At 72.4% G+C, this 18,080-nt stretch carries 13 protein-coding genes; 10 read left to right on the top strand and 3 right to left on the bottom strand.

Going from position 1 to position 18,080, the window contains the following annotated elements; all coding sequences use genetic code 11:
• The first annotated feature begins 106 nt into the window (after positions 1 to 106).
• Together ACZ67M_RS25405 and ACZ67M_RS25410 are read left to right on the top strand one after the other, a co-directional pair.
• On the top strand, positions 107 to 1,021 hold the full coding sequence (locus ACZ67M_RS25405; protein WP_469852857.1) for a hypothetical protein: 915 nt from the start codon (positions 107 to 109) through the stop codon (positions 1,019 to 1,021).
• A 145-nt stretch (positions 1,022 to 1,166) separates the two neighbouring features.
• Positions 1,167 to 2,540, top strand: coding sequence for a tannase/feruloyl esterase family alpha/beta hydrolase (locus ACZ67M_RS25410; protein WP_469852859.1), 1,374 nt, complete (start codon positions 1,167 to 1,169; stop codon positions 2,538 to 2,540).
• Positions 2,541 to 2,565: 25 nt separating this feature from the next.
• Here ACZ67M_RS25410 and ACZ67M_RS25415 read toward each other — a convergent pair whose 3' ends face one another.
• Positions 2,566 to 2,748 carry a hypothetical protein gene (locus tag ACZ67M_RS25415; protein WP_122620855.1) on the bottom strand — a complete coding sequence of 61 codons (183 nt, stop codon included), beginning with the start codon at positions 2,746 to 2,748 and terminating at the stop codon, positions 2,566 to 2,568.
• 293 nt (positions 2,749 to 3,041) lie between these two features.
• Here ACZ67M_RS25415 and ACZ67M_RS25420 point away from each other — a divergent pair, with 293 nt between their 5' ends.
• Together ACZ67M_RS25420 and ACZ67M_RS25425 are read left to right on the top strand one after the other, a co-directional pair.
• Positions 3,042 to 5,915, top strand: coding sequence for a DEAD/DEAH box helicase (locus tag ACZ67M_RS25420; RefSeq protein ID WP_469852861.1), 2,874 nt, complete (start codon positions 3,042 to 3,044; stop codon positions 5,913 to 5,915).
• Positions 5,912 to 7,177 (top strand): SWIM zinc finger family protein, encoded by a 1,266-nt coding sequence (locus ACZ67M_RS25425; protein WP_469852863.1) that lies wholly within the window; start codon positions 5,912 to 5,914, stop codon positions 7,175 to 7,177. Before ACZ67M_RS25420 ends, ACZ67M_RS25425 begins: the two co-directional genes overlap by 4 nt.
• A gap of 110 nt (positions 7,178 to 7,287) precedes the next feature.
• Here ACZ67M_RS25425 and xylA read toward each other — a convergent pair whose 3' ends face one another.
• Positions 7,288 to 8,451 carry a xylose isomerase gene (gene xylA, locus ACZ67M_RS25430; RefSeq protein ID WP_385795158.1) on the bottom strand — a complete coding sequence of 388 codons (1,164 nt, stop codon included), beginning with the start codon at positions 8,449 to 8,451 and terminating at the stop codon, positions 7,288 to 7,290.
• A gap of 146 nt (positions 8,452 to 8,597) precedes the next feature.
• Here xylA and xylB point away from each other — a divergent pair, with 146 nt between their 5' ends.
• From xylB to ACZ67M_RS25460, 6 genes are all read left to right on the top strand, one after another.
• Positions 8,598 to 10,043, top strand: a complete 1,446-nt coding sequence (xylB, locus tag ACZ67M_RS25435) for a xylulokinase (RefSeq protein WP_469852865.1) — start codon at positions 8,598 to 8,600, stop codon at positions 10,041 to 10,043.
• A 45-nt stretch (positions 10,044 to 10,088) separates the two neighbouring features.
• Complete coding sequence (locus ACZ67M_RS25440; protein ID WP_467323774.1) at positions 10,089 to 11,297, top strand: ROK family protein; 1,209 nt, start codon at positions 10,089 to 10,091, stop codon at positions 11,295 to 11,297.
• 283 nt (positions 11,298 to 11,580) lie between these two features.
• Positions 11,581 to 12,213 (top strand): N-acetylmuramoyl-L-alanine amidase, encoded by a 633-nt coding sequence (locus tag ACZ67M_RS25445; protein WP_392102887.1) that lies wholly within the window; start codon positions 11,581 to 11,583, stop codon positions 12,211 to 12,213.
• Positions 12,214 to 12,294: 81 nt separating this feature from the next.
• Positions 12,295 to 13,554 (top strand): GAF domain-containing protein, encoded by a 1,260-nt coding sequence (locus ACZ67M_RS25450; RefSeq protein ID WP_392237952.1) that lies wholly within the window; start codon positions 12,295 to 12,297, stop codon positions 13,552 to 13,554.
• Between the two features lie 96 nt (positions 13,555 to 13,650).
• A complete protein-coding gene (gene exaC / locus ACZ67M_RS25455; protein WP_469852868.1) occupies positions 13,651 to 15,174 on the top strand; it encodes an acetaldehyde dehydrogenase ExaC in 1,524 nt (507 codons plus the stop codon).
• 272 nt (positions 15,175 to 15,446) lie between these two features.
• On the top strand, positions 15,447 to 17,132 hold the full coding sequence (locus ACZ67M_RS25460; protein ID WP_385795172.1) for a ribonuclease J: 1,686 nt from the start codon (positions 15,447 to 15,449) through the stop codon (positions 17,130 to 17,132).
• 394 nt (positions 17,133 to 17,526) lie between these two features.
• Here the strand turns inward: ACZ67M_RS25460 and ACZ67M_RS25465 are convergent, their stop codons facing one another.
• Positions 17,527 to 18,015: a GNAT family N-acetyltransferase gene (locus ACZ67M_RS25465; RefSeq protein ID WP_392102883.1), complete on the bottom strand. Its 489-nt coding sequence runs from the start codon at positions 18,013 to 18,015 to the stop codon at positions 17,527 to 17,529.
• Positions 18,016 to 18,080: the final 65 nt, after the last annotated feature.

Genomic DNA, 18,080 nt, shown 5'->3' on the forward strand with positions numbered 1-18,080 from the left:
CCGTCCAGCCGGAAAACTGCAGCTCGCGTGCGTCTGGGTGTCGTGACAAGGCATTCCCGGGCGCACTAGGGTGCGCGCCATTGGACGAACCGATGGGGAGGCTGGGATGGCCGGGACGGATGAGGACGCCGTCGCCGCCGCGGACGACGCGCTCTATGTGCTCACGGCGGTGCTGCTGACGCCGGCGAAGTTTCCGAGTGTGCTGGGCGACGACTATCCGGAGGCGTGCGCCGCGCTCGGTCTCCCACCACTGGCCGACGGCTACGGACTGGTGCTCGGCCAGGACGGTGACGGGGCCCGGTGGACCGTCGTCGTCGACGACGTGTCGCTGGTGGCCGTGGCCGTGGCCTCCTGGGACTGCGGCATGGAGTACGACCTGTCGCCGGACGAGCGCACGGTCGTCGCGGCGCTGCCCGGCTGGCCCCTGGCGGTCGCCGTGGCGGCACCGGGTGTACCCGCGCCGCACGACCCCGGGCCCGAGTCCGCCGACCAGCCCGCGCTGTGTCCGCCGGACACCACGGTGTGGGGGCCCGCCCAGCGGCGTCTGGGAGCCGACGAGATCGCCCTCCAGTGGGCGCAGTGGCGGGAGCAGATCGACGACGCGGAGTTCCCGGCGGCGGGTGGTACCGGCGCCTCGTCCGACGCGCATTCCGGCGACCTGGAGGCCGACCCGAGCACCGGGGCGGGCACGCGCGGAGAAGCGCCGGGCTCGACCGGCTTCGCGGGCGGCGAGGACGACGCGGCGTCCTCCGGGCACGGCGGGGTCCGGCGGGTACTCGCGGAGGCCCGCACCTATGTGGACACTCCCCCGCCGCTCGGCCGGGTGCGGTCGTCGTTCGCGCCGGGCGACGCGCGGACGCTGCGGGCCGACGGCCCCGGCTGGTCGCTCGTCGCCCGGACCGACGACATCGCCTTCATCCTGCTCGACGAGGAACCTGGCGAGGTCCTGCCGGTGGGCCGGGGGCCGTCGCTGCCCGGCCTCCTGGAGGCCCTCGACAAGATGGCCGTACGTCCGAGCTGACCAGGGGCGCAGAGGTCCCGACTGTCTTCAACCTCCATGACCGGCCTCCTCTCCATGTGGCTCCAGCCCATGGAAGGGGTCGTGGCGGGCCCGCACCATGGGGCAGCCCTCGACCTCACTCCCCTTGTCGCGTCCGGAGGCCCTGATGCGTCTGTCCCGTGGTGTCCCGTTCCTCGCCGCCGTCCTGACGGCCGTCACGCTCACCGGGCCGGCTCCCGCCGCCACCGCCGCGGCGGAGACGGAGGGACACTGTGCCCGGCTGGAGGGCGTGCGGGTGCCGGGCGCGGCCCTGCAACGCGGCGCCTGCCTGGCCGATCTGACCACCACCGGGCTGGCGGGCACCCAGTACACCGACCTGGCCGACCAGGCCGGACTGACGGCCGTCGGCACCAGGACGCCGTCCGGCGTTCCCGGCGTCCAGATCGACGGGTACTTCCCGGACTCCTCCCGCTTCAACACGACGCACGGCTGGCGGCACGACGCGCAGTTCGTGATCCGGCTGCCGGACCACTGGAACGGCGGCCTGGTCGTGACGGGAGCGCCCGGCAACCGCAAGCAGTACGCCACGGACAAGGCGATCTCCGACCGGGTCCTCGCGCAGGGGTACGCGTACGCCGCCACCGACAAGGGGAACAGCGGAACCGACTTCTACCGGGACGGTGTCCGTCCCGGAGACGCGGTCGCGGAGTGGAACGCGCGCACCACCCAGCTGACCCGGGCCGTCCGGCGGGTGGCGGCCCAGCGCTACGGCCACGCGCCACGCCGTACGTACATCACCGGCATCTCCAACGGCGGCTATCTCACCCGCTGGCAGTTGGAGAACCACCCCGGGCTCTACGACGGTGGCGTGGACTGGGAGGGAGCCCTGTGGACGGCGGACGGGCCCAGCCTGCTCACTTCGCTGCCGACCGCGGTCGCCCGGACGCTCGGCTCGGCCCGGGACGAGGACCTGTACGCGGCCGGGTTCGCCCGTGGCTCCGAGTTTCTGTGGCCGTACCACGAGAACGCCTACTGGGGCGTGACGCAGAAGATCTACCGGGCCGAGTTCGATCCGTCGTACGACCCACGCTGCCCGGGCAGCACGGCAGGGTCCTCCTTGGCGGAGATCCTCGCGCCGTGCGCCTCCGACGCCGCCTATGACTACGCCGCACGTCCTGCCTCCGTCCATCGCGCGGTGGCCCGGGTGGCACTGACCGGACGCATCGGAAAGCCGTTGATCACGCTGCACGGCGATCTGGACGCACTGCTGCCCAAGGCCGCCGACTCCGACGTGTACGCGCGCATGATCGACGCGCGCGGGCGAGGCGCGCTGCACCGCTACTACACCGTCCGGGGCGGAACCCATGTCGACGGGCTGTACGACACGTATCCCGACCGGCTGCGGCCGATCCTGCCCTGCTACCGCTCGGCCTTCGACGCCCTGACCGCGTGGGTGGAGCGGGGCACGCCGCCGCCCGCGGACCACACGGTCGGCGAGCCCGCGGACGGCGACGTGATCGACTCCTGCCCCTTGCGCTAGCCGGGCACGCGGCGGCGCCGGCGCGTCAACGCCCTATCTCCCTGCGCGTGGTCCGGCGCAGCCGGCGCCGCTGGGAGGGGTCCAGGGTGAGGTAAGCGGCGGCCGGGACTCCCAGAACTATCAGCAGGGCGGCCCACCAGGGCAGCCAGATCAGCAGGATGAGCCCGACCGCCACACCCCCTGCTGCGACCTTGGCGTTCTTCGACATGGTGTCGCCTCCTTCGCGGCCACTGCCGCTCTCTGTCCTGAAAACGGGCCCGCGCTCCCGGCGGTTCCGGACCGCGACCCTGAGACGTCCCTGAGTCCGGACCCCGACAACCCTGAAAGAACCGTCGGCGTAACCGCTCGTCGGCGCATCCATCCGTCCATCCGGTAGAGGGAACACCTCTCCACTTGAATAGTGACCCATGCCACAGATCATCCACACCCCGAGACCTCAGGAGTGGTGTACAGTCGGCCGCCGCATACTGGCTAGTCAAATTTGAGGAATACATCATCACCGTGCAGACCGCTCTCCCGGAAACCCCTTCCGAGATCTCCGCACTCGTCGGCTGCTGCGCTGTCTTCCTGCCCGGTGAACCCGGCCGCACCGGCGCCGTGGCCTTCTGGCGGCCCGACGGCGCCGCACCCGGAGGCACCCCGGGCGGCCGGGCCAACCCGACCGCCGAGGACCTGACCGTCGTCCTGCCCGACGACGACGGTGTGGGACGGGTGAGCGTTCCCGCGGTGGTGCTGCCACTGCGGGCGGCCCTGCCGGTCCTCACGCGCGCCCGTACCTCCGCGCACGCCCACCGGTCGTCGGCCTTCTGGGGCGCCGCCGCCGTCGAGGCGCTGCACCTGGTCGCGCGCGGGCTGCTGCTGCCCGGCCTGTCCACGGCCGACCACGATGCCTGGCGGGCCGGCCCGCTGGGCGCGGAGGAGACCGAGCGGGTCCGCCATCTCGCAGCCGCCATGCCGCCAGAGGCACACGCGGTCCCGGTGGACGACACCGATCCGCCGCGGCTTCACGACCCGGAACGCCTGGTACGCGCCTTCCTGGACGCCGTGGCGGACACACTGCCCCGCTCTCCCGCCGCCGCCCTGGTGACGGCCGGGCCCGCCTACGCCTCACGGGAACCGCGGCGGATGCCCGAGCTGCGCGAGTGGGCCGCCGACGTCGCCGCCGGACACGACGCGGGGGTGCGGCTGTCCTTGCGGGTCGAGGTGCGGGGCCTGTCGGCCGACGCTCCCGCCGAGGAGAAGCCCGCCTTCCGGGCGGTGCTCCAGGTGCACAGCGTCAGCGACCCCGCGCTCGTCGCCGACGCCGCCGAGGTGTGGGCCGGGGCCGTGAGCGAGGCGTTCGGCACGCGCGCGCGTATGGACGCCCTGCTCGCCCTGCGCCGCGCGGCACGGGCCTGGCCGGCGCTCACACCGCTGCTGTCGGCCGCCGTGCCGGACGCCGTCGAGCTCGCGGGCGCGGACGTGACCGAGCTGCTCGGCACGGGGTCCCGGGCGCTCGCGGGCGCGGGGGTCGACGTGCACTGGCCGAGGGAGCTGGCCCGCGATCTGACCGCACGCGCGGAGGTCGGACCGCCGGACGACGCGCGGGCGACGCTCGCGGCCGCCGCAGAGGGCGGCCCTTCGCTACTGTCCGCCGACGCGCTGCTCGCCTTCAACTGGACGTTCGCCCTGGGCGACAAGAGCCTCACGCGCGAGGAGCTGGACCTGCTCGCCGAGGCAGGCCGGCCCCTTGTGCGCCTGCGCGACCAATGGGTGCTGGTCGACCCCGGGGAGGTCCACCGCGCCCGCGCCCGGCAGGACCACAAGGTCGCACCGGTGGACGCGCTCGCGGCCGTTCTCACCGGCTCGACGGACGTCGACGGACACCGCGTCGAGGTGCGCCCCACGGGCTGGCTGGCGACGCTGCGGGAGCGGCTCGCCGACCCCGAGGCTCAGGAGGCGGTCCCGCAGCCCGCCGCGCTCGACGCCACCCTGCGCGACTACCAGCGGCGGGGGCTCAACTGGCTGGTCCGCATGACGTCACTGGGCCTCGGCTGCTGCCTCGCCGACGACATGGGCCTCGGCAAGACCATCACACTGATCGCCCTGCACCTGCACCGGCAGACCGACCCGGCCGCCGCCGGGCCCACCCTGGTGGTCTGCCCGACCTCCCTGATGGGCAACTGGCAGCGGGAGATCGAGCGGTTCGCGCCCGGCACGCCGGTTCGCCGCTTCCACGGCACCCGACGTGACCTGAACGGCCTCGCGGACGGCGAGTTCGTGCTGACCACCTACGGGACCATGCGCCTGGACACCGAACGTCTCTCCGCCGTGCCGTGGGGCATGGTCGTGGCGGACGAGGCCCAGCACGTGAAGAACCCGTACTCGGAGACCGCGCGCCAACTGCGCTCCCTCGGCGCACGCGCGCGTGTGGCGCTCACCGGCACTCCGGTGGAGAACAACCTCTCGGAGTTGTGGGCGATCCTCGACTGGGCCACCCCGGGACTGCTGGGCCGGCTCGGCACCTTCCGCCGTCAGTACGCCCAGGCCGTCGAGAGCGGCGAGGACCCTGCCGCGGCGGAGCGACTCGCCCGGCTCGTACGGCCCTTCCTGCTGCGACGCCGCAAGTCGGATCCGGGGATCGCACCCGAGCTGCCGCCGAAGACCGAGACCGACCGTCCCGTGTCGCTGACGGCGGAACAGACGGGCCTGTACGAGGCGGTGGTGCGCGAGGCGCTCGCGGAGATCGCCGGAGCCGACAGCATGGCGCGACGCGGCATGATCGTGAAACTGCTGACGAGCCTCAAGCAGATCTGCAACCACCCGGCGCAGTTCCTCAAGGAGGACCGGCCGAGGATCGGGGGCCGTTCGGGGAAGCTGGAGCTGCTCGACGAGCTGCTCGACACGATCCTCGCCGAAGAGGCGAGCGTGCTGGTCTTCACGCAGTACGTGCAGATGGCCCGTCTCCTCGAACGCCACCTGGCCGCTCGCGGCGTGGCGTCGCTGTTCCTGCACGGCGGCACGTCCGTCACGGCACGCGAGTCGATGGTCCGCCGGTTCCAGGAGGGGGAGGTGCCGGTCTTCCTGTTGTCGCTGAAGGCGGCGGGCACCGGGCTGAACCTCACACGCGCGGAGCACGTCGTGCACTACGACCGCTGGTGGAATCCGGCGGTGGAAGCGCAGGCCACCGATCGCGCCTACCGCATCGGCCAGACCCGCCCCGTGCAGGTGCACCGGCTGGTCGCCGAGGGGACGATCGAGGACCGCATCGCCGCCCTGCTGCACCGCAAGAGGGAACTCGCCGAGGCGGTACTGGGCACCGGCGAGGCGGCGTTCACGGAGCTGACGGACGCGCAACTGGCCGACCTGGTCGAACTGCGAGGGGGTGCCCGATGACCCGGTACGACGACACGGAGCGGACGTTCACCGCGCTGCCACCGGCGCACGGACGGGGCTTCGCCCAGACCTGGTGGGGCCTGGCCTGGCTGAAGGCGCTGGAGGACGCGGCGATGGACACGGCCCAGGTGAAGTCGGGCCGCCGTCTCGCCCGCGCGGGAGCGGTCGGCGCCGTGTCGGTGCGGCCGGGACGCATCACGGCCGTCGTCCAGGACCGCGATCGCACGGCACATCGGGCCGACGTCCTGCTGGAGCAGTTGTCCGACGCACAGTGGGATCGTTTTGTCGACATGGCGATTGAGCGTTCCGGGCACGTCGCGGCGCTGCTGGACCGGGACATGCCCCCGCACCTGGTGGAGGACGCGGCGACCGCAGGCATCGATCTGCTGCCCGGCATGGGCGACTTGGAGCCGGAGTGCGACTGCGGCGCCTGGGACCACTGCGGGCACACCGCCGCCCTCTGCTACCAGGTGGCCAGGCTGCTGGACCAAGACCCCTTCATCCTGCTGCTGATGCGAGGCCGCGCGGAGGGCGCCCTGCTCGAGGCACTCCAGGCGCAGGGAAGCGCACCCGCGCGGGAGTCCGCTTCCCGCCGGGAGGGCGTGGACGCCGGCGAGGCGTACGCGGCCGGGGACGTGCTGCCTCCGCTGCCCGCGCCACCCGAACTCGGGGACGGCCCGGGCGTGCCGCCCTCCCTGGACACCGAGACGGCACCCCCGTCCGGCGTCGATCCGTCCGCCGTGGCCCACCTGGCCTCCAGGGCGGCAGCGGACGCGCACCGCCTGCTCACCGAGGCCCTGCGCGGCGGGCACGAGCAGCAGGCCTCGGACAGAGAGGCGACGGCATCGCAGGACGCGGTACGGCTGGCCGCGGGCGAGCCCGGCCCCGAGGTACTGCGACGACTCGGCGAGGGTTCGGGACGCACACCGGAGGCGCTGGCCGTCGCCGTGGGCGCGTGGCGGCTCGGCGGCGTGACCGCCCTGTCCGTCCTGGAGGAGGAGTGGGCACCGGAGGGCGAGGCGCTCGCACGCGCGCGTGCCGCGCTGGAGTCGGCCTGGGAGGACGACGAACGCCCGTCGATGCGGGCGCGGGCCAACCGGTGGACCGTCGTCGGGGAACCGCGGCAGCTCCGCCTGGACCACAACGGCCGTTGGTGGCCGTACCGCAAGGAGCGTGGCCGTTGGGTGCCCGTGGGCGGGCCGGTCCAGGACCCGGCCACGGCACTTGCCTCGGTCGCCCTGGGGACCGCGGACCAGCCCTGACGTCCCGCCCCCGCGCGGCGGCGCACTTCCCGCGCGAGGGCTCCGGCCTCCTTCCGGCACACGGAGGGAGGCCGGAGCCGACCGGTCCGCGACGGACCCCTCCGTGTGCCTCAGCGAGCGCCGAGGAGGTGATCCATGGCGAGCTGGTCGAGGTGCTCGAACGCCATACCGCGCGCGGCGGCCGCGTCCACGTCGAAGGTGTCGTACGCGGTCGGGTCGGCCAGCAGTGCCGCCAGGCCGTCCTCGGCGGTCGGGCGGGCCAGTTCGTCCAGGCGCGCCGCGGCCAGGGCCTCCCGCACCTGGGGGTCGGCGCGGAAGGAGGCCGCGCGGTCCTTGAGGATCAGGTAGTTGCGCATGCAGCCGGCCGCGGACGCCCACACGCCGTCGAGGTCCTCGGTGCGGGGCGGCTTGAAGTCGAAGTGCCGCGGGCCCGCGTACCCGGCCCGCTCCAGCAGGTCGACGAGCCAGAACGCCGCCCGCAGGTCGCCCGCGCCGAACCGCAGGTCCTGGTCGTACTTGATGCCGGACTGGCCGTTGAGGTCGATGTGGAACAGCTTGCCCGCCCACAGCGCCTGCGCGATCCCGTGCGGGAAGTTCAGCCCCGCCATCTGCTCGTGGCCGACCTCCGGGTTCACGCCGTACAGCTCCGGCCGCTCGAGGCGCTCGATGAACGCCAGCGCGTGGCCCACCGTCGGCAGCAGGATGTCACCGCGCGGCTCGTTCGGCTTCGGTTCGATCGCGAACCTCAAGTCGTAGCCCTGCTCGGTGACGTACTCGCCCAGCAGGTCGAAGGCCTCCTTCATCCGCTCCAGAGCGTCCCGTACGTCCTTGGCCGCACCGGACTCCGCGCCCTCCCGGCCACCCCAGGCGACGTACACGCTCGCACCCAGCTCGACCGCGAGGTCGATGTTCCGGATCGTCTTGCGCAGTGCGTACCGGCGCACGTCCCGGTCGTTCGCCGTGAAGGCGCCGTCCTTGAACACCGGGTGCGTGAACAGGTTCGTCGTCGCCATCGGCACCTTCATGCCGGTGGCGTCCAGGGCCTGCCGGAAGCGCTTGACGTGCGCCTCCCGCTCCGAGTCGCTCGACCCGAACGGGATCAGGTCGTCGTCGTGGAACGTGACGCCGTGGGCGCCCAGCTCGGCCAGGCGACGGACTGATTCCGCAGGGTCCAGGGCCTGCCGGGTGGCGTCGCCGAACGGATCACGGCCCTGCCAGCCGACCGTCCACAAACCGAACGTGAACCTGTCCTCGGGAGTGGGCTGGTAGTTCATTCCGCGGCTCCTCACTCGCTGCCGATCACTCGCTGCCGACTATTTCGTCATGGCGCTTTACAAATTAGTATGCACACACGGTCCTGGGAAGGGACAAGGTGTGCCAGTGCCCGAAGCAGTGAAGTCCGGGGAGAGGGAGTAGACCGATGTCAGCAGCCGAGGGTCCGCTCGTCGTCGGTGTGGACACATCCACTCAGTCCACGAAGGCGCTGGTCGTCGACGCGGCCACCGGCCGGGTCGTCGCGAGCGGCCAGGCCCCCCACACCGTGTCCTCCGGAGCCGGCCGGGAGAGCGATCCGCGCCAGTGGTGGGACGCGCTGGGCGAGGCGCTGCGCCAGTGCGGCGACGCCGCCCGCGAGGCGGCCGCGGTGTCGATCGGCGGGCAGCAGCACGGGCTCGTCACCCTGGACGCCCAGGGCGAGCCGGTGCGCCCGGCGTTGCTGTGGAACGACGTGCGTTCCGCCCCGCAGGCCCGGCGTCTGATCGAGGAGCTGGGCGGGCCCAAGTCCTGGGCGGAGCGCACGGGCAGCGTGCCCAGCGCGTCCTTCACGGTCACCAAGTGGGCCTGGCTGGCCGAACACGAACCGGACGCGGTCCGCGCGGCGAAGGCCGTACGCCTCCCGCACGACTACCTGACGGAGCGGCTCACCGGCGAGGGCACCACCGACCGGGGCGACGCGTCCGGCACCGGCTGGTGGGCGTCCGGCACGGAGGCGTACGACGAGGACGTCCTCACGCGCGTGGGACTCGACCCGGCACTGCTGCCCCGGGTGGTCCGGCCCGGCGAGGTGGCCGGCACCGTGCGCGACGGCCACGGCCTTCCGTTCACCAAGGGCACCCTGGTCGCCGCGGGCACCGGTGACAACGCGGCCGCCGCTCTGGGGCTCGGGCTCCGTCCCGGTGTACCGGTGATGAGCCTCGGCACGTCCGGCACCGTGTACGCCGTCTCGCGGCTGCGCCCCGCCGACCCGACCGGCACGGTGGCGGGATTCGCCGACGCGCGCGGTGACTGGCTGCCGCTCGCCTGCACGCTGAACTGCACGCTCGCCGTGGACCGCGTGGCGACCCTGCTGGGCCTGGACCGGGAGGCCGTCGAACCCGGCACCGAGGCGACGCTCCTGCCCTTCCTGGACGGCGAACGCACCCCGAATCTCCCGCACTCCTCCGGGCTCCTGCACGGACTGCGGCACGACACGACCGCCGGTCAGCTGCTCCAGTCCGCGTACGACGGCGCCGTCCACTCGCTGCTCAACGCCCTCGACCTGGTGCTCGACGCCGACGCCGACCCGTCGGCGCCGCTGCTCCTGATCGGCGGCGGGGCGCGAGGGGGCGCCTGGCAGGAGACGGTACGGCGGCTGTCGGGGCGTCCCGTCCAGATCCCCGAGGCGAAGGAGCTGGTCGCGCTCGGCGCCGCGGCACAGGCCGCCGGCCTGCTGACCGGCGAGGACGCGGGCGCGGTCGCCCGCCGCTGGAACACGGCGGCCGGACCGGTACTCGACGCCGTGGAGCGGGACGAGGCGACGCTGGCGAGGATCACCGGGGTACTCTCCGACGCGGCACCGCTGCTGGAGCGGTCCACGGATTCCCGCTGAGGACGCGGTGACCCGGGCGACGACCGACCGAGGATTGACGGAGGCATGACCGCACCGCCGCACGAAGCCGAACCGGCCCGGCACGGGCGCACGCTTCCGGACACCCAGCAGGGGATGCGCCGCCGGAACCTCGCCCGGGTGATGCACACCGTCAGCGCGGAGGGACCGCTGTCCCGGGCCGCCGTCGCCTCACGGATCGGGCTCACACGCGCGGCGGTCTCGACCCTCGTCGACGAACTCATCCGCTCGGGCCTGCTGGAGGAGCTGGGTCCCGAGCGGCCGGGCCGGGTGGGGCGGCCCGGGTCGGCGCTCGCCGTCAGCGCGCGCGGCCCGGCGGGCATCGGCGCGGAGGTCGGCGTCGACCACCTCGCGGTCTGCGCGGTCGATCTGCGCGGCCGGGTGCGGTCCCGTGCCGTGCGGTACGGCAGCAACCGGGACAGCTCCATCGAGCCGGTGATCGAACGGCTAACCGCTCTGGTGCGGCAGGTCGTCGCGGAGGCCGAGTCCGAAGGGCTGTGGCCGGCGGGGCTGGCGGTGGCCGTGCCGGGTCTCGTGGCGCGCGACGGCCGCACCGTCGTACGCGCCCCGAACCTGGACTGGCACGACGCCGACCTCGGCGCGCTGCTGCCTGCGGACCTGCCGCTGACCGTGGACAACGAGGCCAACTTCGGGGCACTCGCCGAACTCTGGCTCGGCGACGGGACACCCCGGGACTTCCTGCACGTCTCGGCCGAGATCGGCATCGGCGCGGGCGTGGTCTTCGACGGACGGCTGCTGCGGGGCACGCGCGGATTCGCGGGCGAGCTGGGTCATGTGCCGGTCCGGCCCGACGGCCCGGAGTGCCCCTGCGGCGGGCGCGGGTGCCTGGAGCAGTACGCGGGTGAGAAGGCGGTGCTGCGCGCCGCCGGCGTGGAGCCGGGCGAGGACCGCGTCGGGCTGCTCGCCGGACGGGCCGCGGCGGGCGACGAGGACGTGCGGCGCGCCCTGCGCGAGGCGGGCACGGCGCTCGGCATCGCGCTGACCGGGGCGGTCAACCTGCTGGATCCCGAGAGCGTGGTGCTGGGCGGAGCGCTGGCCGGGCTCGCGCCCTGGCTGCTGCCGTCGTTGCGCGACGAACTGGCCCGGCGCACGGCCGGGCCGGCCTGCCCGGTCTCGGTGTCGGACCTGGGCCCGCAGGGGCCGCTGCTCGGCGCGGCGCACTCCGTGGTCCGGGCGGTCCTGGACGACCCGGCGGTGGTGGCGGAGCGCGCCTGAGCCGTTCAGAGGGCTCGGCGAGGGGCCCACTCACGCCCTTCTTTCACTCGATCGAGTGACCGAGTTGTCCACAAGGCGGTGGCCGTCCACGGAACGGCGCGGCGTTCTTCTGCGCAATCCCCGTCCCCCGTACGGTGATTGCGCGGCCGCACCCCGCAGCCAGGGTGGACGGACCGTCGGCGTTGCCCTCCTCGGCAGGGCCGGACTTCTCCTCGGCATGACCGAACAGCTGAGCACCCACTCCCCCCACCGGGCTCCAGGGCCCACCGACGAAAGGGCATCCATGGACAGGGAAAGGACAGCTCCGGTTCCGACCAGGCGGCGGATTCTGATGGGCGCCGCGCTCGCCGCCGTCCCGTTCACCCTGCTCTCCGGTACGCCGGCCGCCGCACGGTCCCGGGCGGTCGACTACCCCTCCGCCGAGTGGCAGCCCGCGACGGCGTCCAACTACAGCCGGTCCAGCAGGCCCACGGCCTATCCCGTCGACTACGTCGTCATCCACGTCACGCAGGAAACGTACGCCGACACCCTCTCCATCTTCCGCGACCCCGACAGGCAGGTGTCCGCGCACTACGTCGTCCGGTCCGCCGACGGACACGTGGCGCAGTGCGTCCGAGAGGTGGACATCGCCTGGCACGCGGGCAACTGGGACTACAACACCCGCAGCATCGGCATCGAACACGAGGGGTGGGTGGACCAGCCGGCGTACTTCACGGACGCGATGTACGAGCAGTCGGCCCGGCTCACCGCGGCCATCTGCACCACGTACGGCATCCCCATGGACCGCACGCACATCATCGCGCACCACGAGGTGCCCGGCAGCGACCACACCGACCCGGGGCCCTACTGGGACTGGACCCGCTACATCAGACTGGTCAACCTGGCCTCGGCCGCGGCAGACACCGCGTCGCGCTGATCCGGCTGGTCGAAGAGGTTGTCCGCGCGTGTCGGCGGAGTGACGATGTCTCCCGTCCCATCACTGTCCGGGGAGGCCGAGTTGACTGATTCATGGCTGGCTCTGGAACCGGGGGCCGACCCCGCCGAACGCGCCCGGACACTGCGCCGCGCGCACGAGACGTTCACCGCGGCGGGCACGGTGTCGCGGCCCGTGCGCGCCGTGGTGGCGGAGTCCTGGCGGCGGTCGGTGCGGGCGGGGGTGGGTCCTGACGGCACGGCGAGCGTGGAGCTGATGGACGGCGACCTCGGCGCCTACCGAGCCGAGCATCCGCTGGCGCGCGTGATGCCGCTGGTCCGGGAACTCCTGGGCACCTTCGCCGCCGACGGCGAGCATCTGCTCGCGGTGTGCGACGCGCACGGCAGACTGCTCTGGGTGGAGGGGCATCCGGCCACCCGGCGCCGGGCGGGACGGATGAACTTCGTGCCGGGTGCCCGATGGGCGGAGTCCGCGGTCGGGACGAACGCGCCGGGCACGGCGATATCGGTCGGCCGTCCGGTCCAGGTCTTCACGGCGGAGCACTTCATACGCCGGGTGCAGCCGTGGACGTGCGCGGCGGCTCCGGTGCACGATCCGCGCACCGGGCGGGTGCTGGGCGCCGTGGACATCACCGGCGGGGACGGGCTGGCACACCCGCACAGCCTGGGCTTCGTGCAGGCGGTGGCGCGTGCCGCCGAGTCACAGCTGGCCCTGCTCGCTCCGGAGGCACCCGCGGGCGAGGCAGCCGAGCTGACCGCGCTGGGCCGTGACGAGGCCCTGCTGGGCGCGGACGGCCGCAGGGTCCGGCTGAGCCGACGGCACAGCGAGATCGTCGTGCTGCTGGCCCAGCACCCGGAGGGCCTGACCGGCGACGAGTTGCTGTGTGCGCTGTACGAGGACGAGACGGTGCCGCCGGTGACCCTGCGGGCCGAGCTGGCCCGGCTGCGCGCCGTCGTGGGGCCCGGCCGGCTGGCGTCCCGGCCGTACCGGCTCACGATGCCCGTGGAGTCCGACGCCGCCGTCGTCGAGCGCCGTCTGCGGGCGGGAGCGGTCACCGGGGCGGCGACGGCGTACGCGGGTCCGCTGCTGCCCGGGTCCCAGGCCCCGGCGGTGGTGCGGCTCCGGCGCCGCCTGGCCGACGGGCTGCGGGCCGCGCTGATCGCCCGCAGTGATCCCGACCTGCTGGCCGACTGGGCGCACGCGCCGTGGGGTGAGGACGACCTCGACGTCTGGCGCGCGCTCGCCACGGTCCGGCCCACGGCGGCGACCCGGTCCCGGCTCGCCGCGCTGGAGTCGGAACTGACGGCGCCGGGCCCGTGGTGACCGTCGCCGGCGCAACGTGCCTGCAACGTCCCGCTGCCTAGCCTCACGCGCAGAGCTGTCCAACGGCGGGCAGCGCTCGACGAGGAGGCATTCAGGATGACCCGTTACACGGCGCCCGGCACCGAGGGCGCGATCGTCTCCTACCAGTCGCGCTACGACCACTTCATCGGCGGCGAGTACGTGCCTCCGGCCCGCGGGCAGTACTTCGAGAACCCGTCACCGGTGAACGGTCAGCCGTTCACGGAGATCGCGCGGGGAACGGCGGAGGACGTGGAGCGGGCGCTCGACGCGGCACACGAGGCCGCCCCGGGCTGGGGCCGCACCTCGGTGACCGAGCGCTCCGACATCCTGCTGAAGATCGCCGACCGCATGGAGGCGAACCTGGAGCGTCTCGCGGTCGCCGAGAGCTGGGAGAACGGCAAGCCGGTGCGCGAGACGCTGGCGGCCGACATCCCGCTGGCCATCGACCACTTCCGCTACTTCGCCGGAGCGGTCCGCGCCCAGGAGGGCTCGCTCAGCGAGCTGGACGACGACACCGTCGCGTACCACTTCCACGAGCCGCTCGGTGTCGTCGCCCAGATCATCCCGTGGAACTTCCCGATCCTGATGGCGGCCTGGAAGCTCGCCCCCGCACTCGCGGCCGGGAACGCGGTGGTGCTCAAGCCCGCCGAGCAGACCCCGGCGTCGATCCACTACTGGCTGAGCCTGGTCGCGGACCTGCTGCCGCCCGGTGTCCTCAACGTCGTCAACGGCTTCGGCGTGGAGGCGGGCAAACCGCTCGCGTCCAGCGCTCGGGTGGCGAAGGTGGCGTTCACCGGCGAGACCACCACCGGGCGGCTGATCATGCAGTACGCCTCGGAGAACATCAAGCCGGTCACGCTGGAGCTGGGCGGCAAGTCGCCGAACGTCTTCTTCGACGACGTCTGGGCGCGGGACGACGACTTCCGCGACAAGGCGCTCGAGGGCTTCACGATGTTCGCGCTCAACCAGGGCGAGGTCTGCACCTGCCCGTCCCGGGCCCTGATCCAGCGCGGCAACTACGCCGAGTTCATGGAGGCCGCCGTCGCCCGCACCCGGTCGATCAAGCCGGGCCACCCGCTGGACACGGACACGATGATCGGCGCGCAGGCCTCCAACGACCAGTTGGAGAAGATCCTGTCCTACCTGGACGTCGGCCGGCAGGAGGGCGCCAAGGTACTCACCGGCGGCGAGCGCATCGAGCACGACGGCGAGCTGAAGGGCGGCTACTACGTCCAGCCGACCATCTTCGAGGGCCACAACCGCATGCGGATCTTCCAGGAGGAGATCTTCGGCCCGGTCGTCTCGGTCACGTCCTTCGACGACTTCGACGACGCGATCAAGACCGCGAACGACACGCTGTACGGCCTCGGCGCCGGGGTGTGGACCCGCGACATGAACACCGCCTACCGCGCGGGACGCGCGATCCAGGCGGGACGCGTGTGGACCAACTGCTACCACGCGTACCCGGCGCACGCCGCCTTCGGCGGGTACAAGCAGTCGGGCATCGGCCGGGAGAACCACAAGATGATGCTGGATCACTACCAGCAGACGAAGAACCTTCTCTGTTCCTACAGCCCTCGGAAACTCGGCTTCTTCTAGAGTCTGAAGCCGGTTGCCTGGAGGCATCGTCGCGCTCCAGGCAACACGGAATAACGACTACAGCCCGTGATTGGCCGGAGCCTTCGCGCTCCTGTGTCTGACACGCACGGGAGTCTCCCGGAAGGTGGTACCGCCTTCACCCCTGCCTGTTCCGGAGGCCGGCGTGATCCGATCGTGTCGAGGCACCCGCTGCGGGTATCCCGCTCCGTCGGGAAAAGAAGACCGCGCAGGCGGTCGATCAACTCGTCCCGCTCTCCGGGTACCGTCAGGGTATGAGCCATCCGCACCCCGAGCTGAAAGCCGCCCCGCCCCTTCCCGAAGGAGGACTGCGGGTCATCGCCCTGGGCGGCCTAGGTGAGATCGGCCGCAACATGACCGTCTTCGAGCACGCCGGCAAGCTGCTCGTCGTCGACTGCGGCGTGCTGTTCCCCGAGGAGACCCAGCCTGGCGTGGACGTGATCCTGCCGGACTTCACCTCGATCCGGGATCGCCTGGACGACATCGTGGCCGTGGTCCTCACCCACGGCCACGAGGATCACATCGGCGGCGTGCCGTACCTGCTGCGCGAGCGGTCCGACATTCCCGTCGTCGGCTCCAAGCTGACGCTGGCGTTCCTGGAGGCCAAGCTCAAGGAACACGGCATCCGGCCGCGCACGGTGCGGGTGCGGGAGGGCGACCGGCGCGGTTTCGGGCCCTTCGACTGCGAGTTCGTGGCTGTCAACCACTCCATCCCCGACAGCCTCGCGGTCGCGATCCGCACCCGCGCCGGGATGGTGCTGCACACCGGCGACTTCAAGATGGACCAGTTCCCTCTCGACGACCGCATCACCGATCTGCGGGCCTTCGCACGCCTCGGCGAGGAGGGCGTGGATCTGTTCCTCACCGACTCCACCAACGCCGAAGTACCCGGCTTCACCACGTCCGAGCGTGAGCTGAACCCGGCGATCGAGCAGGTGATGCGCACCGCGCCGCGCCGGGTCATCGTCTCCAGCTTCGCCAGTCATGTGCACCGTATCCAGCAGGTTCTGGACGCCGCCCACCAGCACGGCCGCAAGGTCGCCTTCGTCGGCCGGTCGATGGTCCGCAACATGGGCATCGCCCGTGACCTGGGCTATCTGAAGGTCCCGTCCGGTCTGGTCGTGAGCACCAAGGAGCTGGAGAAGCTCCCGGACCACAAGGTCACTCTGGTGTGCACCGGCTCCCAGGGCGAACCGATGGCCGCGCTGTCACGGATGGCCACCCGCGACCACACGATCCGCATCGGCAAGGGCGACACCGTCCTGCTCGCCAGCTCCCTCATCCCCGGCAACGAGAACGCCATCTACCGGGTGATCAACGGCCTCACCCGATGGGGCGCCCACGTGGTCCACAAGGGCAACGCCAAGGTGCACGTCTCCGGGCACGCCAGCGCCGGCGAACTCGTCTACTGCTACAACATCGTCAAACCCCGCAACGTCATGCCGGTGCACGGCGAATGGCGTCACCTGCGGGCCAACGCCGACCTCGCCATCCGTACCGGTGTCGACCCCGAGCGGGTCGTCATCGCCGAGGACGGCGTCGTCGTCGACCTCGTGGACGGGCGCGCGACCATCACCGGCAAGGTATCCGCGGGCAACGTCTACGTGGACGGCATGGAAGTCGGCGGCGCCACCGAAGTGTCCCTCAAGGACCGCCTCACCCTCGCCGCCGAAGGCGTGGTCACGGTGGTGGCGATCGTCGACGCGGACACCGGCGTCCTCGCCGAGGCCCCCGACTTCCTGGCCCGGGGCTTCGTCCACGACGACGCCACTTTCGAGCCGGTCATCCCTGTCATCGAGAAGACCCTGGCCACCGCGGCCGAGGAAGGCGTCGGGGACGCTCGCCAACTCGAACAACTCGTCGCCCGCGCCGTGGCGAACTGGGCGTTCCGCACCTACCGCCGCAAGCCCCTCATCATCCCCGTCATCATCGACGCCTGAACCACAACCCGGCAGCACAGTCCCGGTTCCGGCCGCGGCCCCGCCGCCATCGACGCCGGGCACGGGAGTCAGCAGCCACCCCAGCGGGTCGGGGTGGCAACGCACTGCACACGCATCGTGCGGGCGTACACAGCCTGAAACGAGGGTCACGGCCGACCACCCGGGACGCGGTCGCGCTGTCGCGGCTGTAGACCCCGGCCGGCAGTCCGCGATGGACGAGCTCACCGCTCTGGGAGTGCCGGAGGCAAGGGAGCAGCCGCGCGAGACCGCTGGCGCAAGCGATCACCCGCCAGGGCAGAGGCGACGACACACACAAAGCGCGTGGCGTCCAGCGGCTCCTGCATGCGGTCACCGTGCAGGCGAAGCCGGTGCCCTGCGGGACCGGCACAACGCGTCATTCCGAAGGAACGCGGAACTCGAATTCGGGACGGTCCCACGGCACGGCGGGTGGGTTCGCGAACGCGGTCCCGGTCCGCACCGCACCAACACGGTGGTAGAAGTCCTCGGCGGGAAGATGCGACACGACCTTGAGACGGTCGAGCCCGGCGGCACGGGCCTCGGACTGCATGTGCGCCACGAGCAGCCGTCCGATACCCCGCCCTTGCGCTTCGTCGGCGACGAAAAGCAGGTCGAGCTCCGGTGGAGCGAGGACGAGCGAGTAGAACCCGAGCACCCGGCCTCCATGCTCGTCACCCGCGACGGCCACAAAGACGCGGTGGGCCTCGATGTAATCAGGACCGACCCGGTAGCCCGCCACTGCGGCTGCGTACTTGCCCTCGTAGGCGCCTGAGCCGCGCACAAGCCGCGTGAGCCGTTTGGCATCCCGCGCGACGGCCCTCCGTATCGTGATCGGACGGCTGGTCGGGGATGTGCGTGCACTCACCGGGAGAGTATTTCGCACCGGGGAGTGTCTTCGTGCGGCGGGTCGACTGCTCGGGCAGGTGTTCC

The sequence above is a fragment of the Streptomyces sp. NPDC107500 genome, from assembly GCF_055582785.1.

Coding starts and splice junctions, on each gene's coding strand:
- xylA (WP_385795158.1), bottom strand. CDS start 8,451: ATGAACTACCAGCCCACTCCCGAGGACAGGTTCACGTTCGGTTTGTGG.
- ACZ67M_RS25415 (WP_122620855.1), bottom strand. CDS start 2,748: ATGTCGAAGAACGCCAAGGTCGCAGCAGGGGGTGTGGCGGTCGGGCTC.
- ACZ67M_RS25460 (WP_385795172.1), top strand. CDS start 15,447: ATGAGCCATCCGCACCCCGAGCTGAAAGCCGCCCCGCCCCTTCCCGAA.
- ACZ67M_RS25425 (WP_469852863.1), top strand. CDS start 5,912: ATGACCCGGTACGACGACACGGAGCGGACGTTCACCGCGCTGCCACCG.
- ACZ67M_RS25445 (WP_392102887.1), top strand. CDS start 11,581: ATGGACAGGGAAAGGACAGCTCCGGTTCCGACCAGGCGGCGGATTCTG.
- exaC (WP_469852868.1), top strand. CDS start 13,651: ATGACCCGTTACACGGCGCCCGGCACCGAGGGCGCGATCGTCTCCTAC.
- xylB (WP_469852865.1), top strand. CDS start 8,598: ATGTCAGCAGCCGAGGGTCCGCTCGTCGTCGGTGTGGACACATCCACT.
- ACZ67M_RS25410 (WP_469852859.1), top strand. CDS start 1,167: ATGCGTCTGTCCCGTGGTGTCCCGTTCCTCGCCGCCGTCCTGACGGCC.
- ACZ67M_RS25405 (WP_469852857.1), top strand. CDS start 107: ATGGCCGGGACGGATGAGGACGCCGTCGCCGCCGCGGACGACGCGCTC.
- ACZ67M_RS25440 (WP_467323774.1), top strand. CDS start 10,089: ATGACCGCACCGCCGCACGAAGCCGAACCGGCCCGGCACGGGCGCACG.